This window comes from Rhizobacter sp. P2_H3 (assembly GCF_056403355.1).
The window spans coordinates 1-6,374 of record NZ_JBFUFQ010000291.1 but is presented as its reverse complement, the minus strand read 5'-3'; the positions used below and the strand labels follow the sequence as shown (position 1 = coordinate 6,374).

Here is a 6,374-nt window from a genome sequence, read left to right as displayed (position 1 = left end):
TGATGTGCCCGTCTTCCGTTCGCCACTTTTGGTGGTGGTAGCTGAGTTGGCCAACAGCATGAAGGCCGGCTGCGAATTGGAAGTCTCGGCCACTTGCAGTCCTTCGCGACCGTCTGCCTCGTGGGAGTCTGAACGTTGATTCGAGGGAAATCTAGCTTGAAGCCGATAGTCGATATGCAAGGCTCGGAGTTTGACTGGTTCGCAAGAGACGAGGCTGGCAACTATGCGGTGTTCGCTACGGCGGGAAGCGGTCCAGTCCCCGCAGAGGTAGTGGATGCATGCGTGCAGCACAGTGCCATCGGCGAACACATTCCCGTCAAGGGCTGGGGCACCGACGAGGTCTGGAAGAGCTATTCAGATGTCGGCTTGTTCGCGTACGACTGGGACGACCAACGCGGCCGTTACGCGCGCGTGGCCGTTCCGAATCGTCCCGTTGAGGCTACCTTGCTGGTGCAGCTTGCAGAGGTGGTGCTCCCGCGCTTGCCGCTGTCGTTCGGCGAAGCTCCCGTCATCGCAGCAACCATTTCATGAGCCGTGCCTCCCCGGTGGTCGGACGGAGATCGGCCAGCAGTTGCCGTTCACCAACATCTGCTTCAGGGCAAGCCAGCGAGCCGCCGGGATGTCAGCAGCAGACGGGATAAGCTCGCTGACATGGGAAGAAAGGAACGCAGACCGCTGGACCTAGATAGCTCGAAGATCCAGCGCGCCATCGGTGGGATTGCGCCCTATCCGTACTTCGAGACGCTCGCGGACAAGCCGGGTGCCGTTGTGTTGCGCGCCAAGGAGCCTGTGAGCCGTTGGCAGGGGCTGCATGTTGCCGCGTCAGCCGATTGGCGGGCGAGGTTTGCGGAGGTTTTGAGCCGCCTGGCGAACGGCGGCGAGCGGGAGGAGATGCGGGTCTCCTTTCCGTCAGCGCGAGGCTGGTACGACCTCTTCACCACTCGCACCAACTTCGGATGCTGGTGGTCGTTGTCTGTGTCGCTTGACCGCGGCTTGCACACGCCGGTCGTATGGACCCAGTTCACGAACATGAGCCTGAACCTCAGGCTGTCCTCGGTGGCGGTTGCAGTGCTTGCTGCTGAGATTCAGCAATGTCCGGAGGGGGGCATCAAGTCACAGCTCGAACTTCGGCGCGACGCTCGGCCACTTGCTCATCCGCAAGGCTTGTGGTTTTGGCATTGGGCTCACGGACAAGGCCTAGCCCTGCCAGTGGAAGCCAGCGAGTAGAACGGGACGTTTGAGCGATGGGCGACCCAGGTACTTTTTCTAGTCAGCCGTGGCATCAGCGATGCAAAGTACTGGTACGGGTCGTCCTCGACCGACCCGTTGACACTCACCAAAGGCGGCTATACCGAGCGTAGCGGTCGGACGCTCGGCGTGGCTGCAACCTGCGATCTGGCCGCTGGCGCGAAGATCGCATGTCGGCCACTTCCGGTCGCTCGCGAAGGGCTGCTTTCGGCTAGGCTATCGGCCTTCAGGTCCAAGGGCCGATGGCTCACATCGTCCGCCTGCTCGGTAGACGGGCCGGCTATAGGTCCCGTTCTCAATTCGGACATCTTCGCCATGCTGCACGAGGCCAAACTCATCTACACCGACTCGCTGCTGCGTCAGGCAGTGCTCGCGTTTTGGTATCGTTCAATCGGTATCGGGTTCGTCGTCGCCCTGGGAGTGGTTGCGATCTGCCTCAGCATCGTGATCGCGCAAGGTGAGGCAGTGTGGCTTGTCGGTGCACTTGCAAGCGTTCTTGTCCTGGGGACTGTGTTTGCTGCAGCCTTGTACGTGGTTCACTATCGAAACTCGCTTCGCAAGTTTCGCGAAATGGGGAACGCGCAGGCCACCTTTCGCGCAGACGAGTCTTCGTTCACCCTCAGTTCCCCCATTGGCACTGCAACGCTTCAGTGGACCGCAGTGCGCGAACTTTGGCAGTTCCGTAGCGTCTGGCTCCTCCTCTACTCGAAAGCACAGTTCAGCACGCTGCCGCTCGCGTGCATGTCGTCGGAGATGCAGGCCTTTGTTGTGCAACGCGTCCGTTCCACGGGAGGCAAGGTAGACGGCTATGACCGCAATGCTTGACCAAGCCAAGATTCTGGCCTTCGCCGTGTTCGAGTTGAGGTTGCTCCTGGCTGCCCACTTGGGCAGCGAAACGGATAGTGAGCCGTCCGTCCGTGCCGCCGCCCATCTTGCGTATGCGCTGCACAATCAGGCGCTGGCGGTACTTGAGGGCGGATCCTTCGATCCGATCACCGCCGTGGAGGCAATCGCTCAAGTAGACAAGCGCTTTGGGGAAAATTTTGTGCAGCAACTCCAGGAAGCGCTGAAGCGTGCCGCCTAGCGACGACGCGAGACGGCCATGAGGCGGATCGCGATCACGTCGAACGCGCATGATCAGCACGTGATGCTGTCTATTGCGCTGTTTGCTGCGTACGTCCCATGGGTGCTCTACAGACCGGTACTGGATGGCTGCTCTTCCGACCCTATTCTCCACGGAGCCATTCGTATCGCATTGGTTGGATTCTGGCTTGCGTACTTGCTCTTGGTAAGGGCAAGGATCGGCACCTTCAAGTGGAAGAATTTCTGGATCGGAGCCGTCGCAGGAGGGGGGTGGCTCGCACTTCTCATGACCATTCGCGAGCTTTCTGATCATCGCCCCATCTACGATCACCTGCTGCACCGCCTGCACTATCAGCACATCATCAGTCTCGCGCCAACAGTAATGATCTCCGGGCTTTACGCTGGTCACTCCGGACGCGTTCAGGGTGCAGCGATCTCGGGATTCGTTGTTCTTTCTCTTCAGTTCGTGGCAGTCGAACTGGCCACCCTTCCACTTCTCTGCGTCTACTAGACGTCCAACAGCAGCCTGATCCTTCCATCGAGGGGGCGTTGCTTGGCAAGCCGGCCGGAGGCCCTCATGTCAAATTCCGAACGACTGCTTTTCGGCAGGCAGGGCGGCAACACGTAGGTCCGCAACGGGTCGATGTCCGCCCTTCGCTGCTCACGACAGCAGCCATTCGACCAGGTCAGCCCCCGCCGCTGTGGCCACCGCCCACTCGACCGACAGTGGGCGATCCATTCGCCACGCGACGAAGGTCTGCTTTCGGCCTGAGCAGTCGGTCAACGCCTGAACCTGACCGACCGCAACCAGCCTATAGCGGCCGACCGCGCAGCCGCATCCAGCAGAGTTCAAACCCGATACTTCTTGGGAACCGGATGCGTCCTGCAATCGAACGGCCCATCCTTCCCACTGCCCTTGATCCGCGCCTCGAAGTACTGCCGCTTCGACCCCGCCGAGCGCAGCCCCTGCACCGTTCCAGCGGCGATCTCGCAGTAGTGGTAGTACATCGAGCGCAGGCGAATGACCATGTAGCGCTCGGCCGAGTCGTAGCAGATGCGGGTGACATCGCTGCCCTCGCTCACCTCGCCGCAGACGAAGGCATCCAGCGACACCGGCCCGTGGTACTTCACCAGCACCGTCTCTGCCAGCGCCGGGCCGCACGCCAGAAGCAGCGGCGTGATCGCCAAGAAGCTCGTGAGCCTGCCCATACAACCCCCTCCCTCAAGGCACAAGTCTGTCAGTTGCGCTGGCCCTCCGAATCAGAAAATCCCTTCCCCACTTCAGATGAAGCACGGCGATCAGGCGCTGTCTCCGGCCGGCGACAATGGACCACCCGCGCAAGCCCATCACGGCCCTGCGCCCCTCCGCAGAAGATTCACCTGCAACGGCAGTCCATCAAACCGCCATGACGCCGCTCAACATCGCCCCATTTCCTCAACCGGATTCCAACGACTCAGGCAGCGTGGAACGCGCCCTCGTGGCGCTCCGCAATGCGCACGATGAGCAGACCGCCGTCGATGCCTGCGATGCCTTTCTCTGGGCCATGGGCAACAACCATGCGGGCACCTATTACCCGGTCGTGCTGGGCGTTCTTCCTGCGCTTGAGCAGATTCTGGCCAGCAGGCAAGCGTGGGGGCAGCGTGCCGTCATGGAGGCGCTCATCGACCTCGGCGGCACCTTCATTCCCGAGCCAGGCCACGAGACGCATCGTGGCGCCTCGGTCCGAGAAGAACTCACGCGCTTCATTCACGCCCAGCGTCACCGCTTTGCCGAGCTGGCGACGGGAGACGATGCGCGGGCCACGAGCGCAGCTGATCTTCTGGAGCTCATTGATGACCAGACGCCGGGCGACTGGCCATCGAGCATGCCGACGACGAAGCCAAGCTGATTCCCGAATCCGATAGCGACGGGGCAGCTCGGGTACATCGGCGTGCCTTAGCCCGGCCCCTGGCCGAAGCGGATGGGGGACTTGTTCGTTCGAAACCCGAAGGGTGGCCACGCTGGCCTTGCTTGGGAAACCGGTCGTGGAGGCTGGGGTGTCTACCAGGTCCAGTCTCCCTATGTCGTTTCAGGCGAGCGAGACCTGGTTTGCAACCTTCATGAGGTGCTTCCGCTCTTGAAGAAGGCACGTACCGAAGCAGGAAGCTCGCAGTGACCGAGATAGCCATCCTTGCGGACGGGCGCCGTTGCGATGGCCCTCCGAATCAGGAAATCCTTTCCCCATTTCGGATGAAACCCGCGTGGCAGCAAGTCGCGATCGGGAACTCCAMGTCCGAAACCGGCCAGCCCGCGCWTCCCACAACAMCGACSATGCCGGCTCYCCMTCACCGGACCCCGCCATGCATCACTTCCAACTCGTCGCCCTGCCCCCCACCCCCTWCRYCCCGCTCTTCACCCTCYCCRACCAAGCCCTCGCCCAGCACGGCGCGCAGCGCCACATCGCCACCGAAAACACCGGCTACCCMTGCCGCATCAGCCTCGAAGACGCCCAGCAAGGCGACGAGCTCCTGCTGCTCCCCTACGAGCACCAACCCGCCGCCWSSCCCTACCGCGCCTCCGGCCCGATCWACGTGCGCCGCGGCGCCGTGCAGCGCGTGCTGCCGCCCGATGAAGTGCCGCCCTACCTSAGCTCGCGCCTGCTCTCCGTGCGCGCCTACGACGCYGCCCACCTGATCGTCGACGCCAGCGTGCGCGAGGGCACGCACGTCGCCGAAGAGATCGAGCGCTTCTTCWGCAACGCCGAGGTCGCCTACCTCCACCTGCAYTTCGCCAAGCGCGGCTGCTTCGCCTGCCGGGTCGATCGCGCCAGTTGATCAACTTCTCGTCAAGCTTGGGGATGACGCCTTGGGTCGTCCAGCGCGACGCTACGGCATCGAGACGATCCTGCTGCAACCAACGGGAGACCAGGCGATGCCAGACACGACACAGGCGCTGGTGATCGTCGCAGAAGACGAGGAGAGCGCTGCCCGGCTCAACGCCGAGTTCTCGGCACAGCAGTCCCCCGGGCGCATCCTCAAGCGCGACAACCTCGACGGCAGCGCGGCGACGTGGATGGTCGTGGCAACTACGGCCCTCACCGTGCTGCCCAAGATCCTGGACAGCCTGGCCAAGGTGATCGAGGCGCTGAAGGTGCGATCGATCAAGATCGGCGACAAGGAGATCCGCAACCCGACTGCCGCAGACATCCGTGCCCTGCGCAAGTCCTTCGAACCAGCCGACGACTGAGTACCCCCATGGACGCGCTCGTCGTCGAGGCGCTGCTGGCCAGCCAGGTCGGCCGGGGCGCACGCGTCACCAAGTACGATCGATCGCCGGCCAACCGCTCGCCGATCAACTTCATGCTCGACCACGTCGTGCAAGAACTCGAGACGCCGTTTGACTTGTTCTGGGTCGACGGCGGCCTGCCCGAACTGTTCTGCATCCACGGCACGGATCCGAACCTGGTCGTCTTCAACACGCGCTACGTCGAACTGGTGTACCTGCTCCGTCGGCTGATCCAGGATCCGGTGCTGGACGACTTTCGGGTCGAACTGGCGGAGCGCACGTGCCTGCGCGTCATGGCGGAACTGGCCGTGCGCCACAAGGGCCCGCAGTGGGCCATCCGTGCGTTCCTGAAGTCGGTCGTGGACGAGACCATCATGCTGGCCGATATTCCTGGCGCAGCGCTGATGGATCTCGAGATGCAGCCCATCGGCGAGGCCTACGTGGCGGTCTGGTTCTTTGGCCTGGCACATGAGCTCGGCCATCTATGCCGGCCGGAGCCGAAGGCGTGGGCGCGGCGCGACATGGGCCCGGACGCCGCCCGGGTCTGCCTGGAACGCTGGTTGCCTCAACTTCCCATGCTGCCGGGCATGGCACAGGAGGTCTGGCGTCGCGTCGACGGGGGTGACCCCGGCTACTGCCTGTCGCTCGAGACGCTGGCCGAAGAGGCTTTCGCGGACTGGTTCGCCGGCCTCCATGTCTACAACGCGAGCCGCCTGATCATGCATGCGGACGGCAGCGAGTTCGACCTTGCGAGGTACGTCCGGGAGCAATGCCTTTG

Annotated in this window: 10 protein-coding genes; 9 read left to right on the top strand and 1 reads right to left on the bottom strand. The window is 63.0% G+C overall.

Annotated features, from left to right (window positions below; all coding sequences use genetic code 11):
• The first annotated feature begins 156 nt into the window (after window positions 1-156).
• The 5 genes from AC1D1T_RS29095 (at window position 157) to AC1D1T_RS29075 (ending at window position 2,842) form a co-directional block, all read left to right on the top strand.
• Window positions 157-531: a hypothetical protein gene (locus AC1D1T_RS29095; RefSeq protein ID WP_477992997.1), complete on the top strand. Its 375-nt coding sequence runs from the start codon at window positions 157-159 to the stop codon at window positions 529-531.
• A gap of 120 nt (window positions 532-651) precedes the next feature.
• The gene (locus tag AC1D1T_RS29090) at window positions 652-1,227 is read left to right on the top strand and encodes a hypothetical protein (protein ID WP_477992996.1); all 576 of its coding nucleotides are present in this window, start codon (window positions 652-654) and stop codon (window positions 1,225-1,227) included.
• Window positions 1,228-1,563: 336 nt separating this feature from the next.
• Window positions 1,564-2,073, top strand: coding sequence for a YcxB family protein (locus AC1D1T_RS29085; protein ID WP_477828598.1), 510 nt, complete (start codon window positions 1,564-1,566; stop codon window positions 2,071-2,073).
• Window positions 2,066-2,332 carry a hypothetical protein gene (locus AC1D1T_RS29080; protein ID WP_477992995.1) on the top strand — a complete coding sequence of 89 codons (267 nt, stop codon included), beginning with the start codon at window positions 2,066-2,068 and terminating at the stop codon, window positions 2,330-2,332. Before AC1D1T_RS29085 ends, AC1D1T_RS29080 begins: the two co-directional genes overlap by 8 nt.
• Before the next feature lie 18 nt (window positions 2,333-2,350).
• The gene (locus AC1D1T_RS29075; protein ID WP_477992994.1) at window positions 2,351-2,842 is read left to right on the top strand and encodes a hypothetical protein; all 492 of its coding nucleotides are present in this window, start codon (window positions 2,351-2,353) and stop codon (window positions 2,840-2,842) included.
• A gap of 338 nt (window positions 2,843-3,180) precedes the next feature.
• Here AC1D1T_RS29075 and AC1D1T_RS29070 read toward each other — a convergent pair whose 3' ends face one another.
• Window positions 3,181-3,540 (bottom strand): KTSC domain-containing protein, encoded by a 360-nt coding sequence (locus AC1D1T_RS29070; protein WP_477829429.1) that lies wholly within the window; start codon window positions 3,538-3,540, stop codon window positions 3,181-3,183.
• Window positions 3,541-3,737: 197 nt separating this feature from the next.
• On the opposite strand from AC1D1T_RS29070, the gene AC1D1T_RS29065 reads away from it, so the two are divergent.
• The 4 genes from AC1D1T_RS29065 to AC1D1T_RS29050 all read left to right on the top strand — a co-directional run.
• Window positions 3,738-4,220: a hypothetical protein gene (locus tag AC1D1T_RS29065; protein ID WP_477992993.1), complete on the top strand. Its 483-nt coding sequence runs from the start codon at window positions 3,738-3,740 to the stop codon at window positions 4,218-4,220.
• A gap of 451 nt (window positions 4,221-4,671) precedes the next feature.
• Window positions 4,672-5,145 (top strand): DUF1203 domain-containing protein, encoded by a 474-nt coding sequence (locus AC1D1T_RS29060; protein WP_477992992.1) that lies wholly within the window; start codon window positions 4,672-4,674, stop codon window positions 5,143-5,145.
• A 97-nt stretch (window positions 5,146-5,242) separates the two neighbouring features.
• Window positions 5,243-5,557 carry a hypothetical protein gene (locus AC1D1T_RS29055; RefSeq protein ID WP_477992991.1) on the top strand — a complete coding sequence of 105 codons (315 nt, stop codon included), beginning with the start codon at window positions 5,243-5,245 and terminating at the stop codon, window positions 5,555-5,557.
• Window positions 5,558-5,565: 8 nt separating this feature from the next.
• On the top strand, window positions 5,566-6,374 hold an 809-nt coding region (locus tag AC1D1T_RS29050), incomplete at its 3' end, for a hypothetical protein (protein WP_477992990.1).

Bases quoted from the DNA above. Each gene is read 5' to 3' on its own strand.
- AC1D1T_RS29065 (WP_477992993.1), top strand. From the start codon at position 3,738: ATGACGCCGCTCAACATCGCCCCATTTCCTCAACCGGATTCCAACGAC.
- AC1D1T_RS29055 (WP_477992991.1), top strand. From the start codon at position 5,243: ATGCCAGACACGACACAGGCGCTGGTGATCGTCGCAGAAGACGAGGAG.
- AC1D1T_RS29080 (WP_477992995.1), top strand. From the start codon at position 2,066: ATGCTTGACCAAGCCAAGATTCTGGCCTTCGCCGTGTTCGAGTTGAGG.
- AC1D1T_RS29090 (WP_477992996.1), top strand. From the start codon at position 652: ATGGGAAGAAAGGAACGCAGACCGCTGGACCTAGATAGCTCGAAGATC.
- AC1D1T_RS29070 (WP_477829429.1), bottom strand. From the start codon at position 3,540: ATGGGCAGGCTCACGAGCTTCTTGGCGATCACGCCGCTGCTTCTGGCG.
- AC1D1T_RS29085 (WP_477828598.1), top strand. From the start codon at position 1,564: ATGCTGCACGAGGCCAAACTCATCTACACCGACTCGCTGCTGCGTCAG.
- AC1D1T_RS29075 (WP_477992994.1), top strand. From the start codon at position 2,351: ATGAGGCGGATCGCGATCACGTCGAACGCGCATGATCAGCACGTGATG.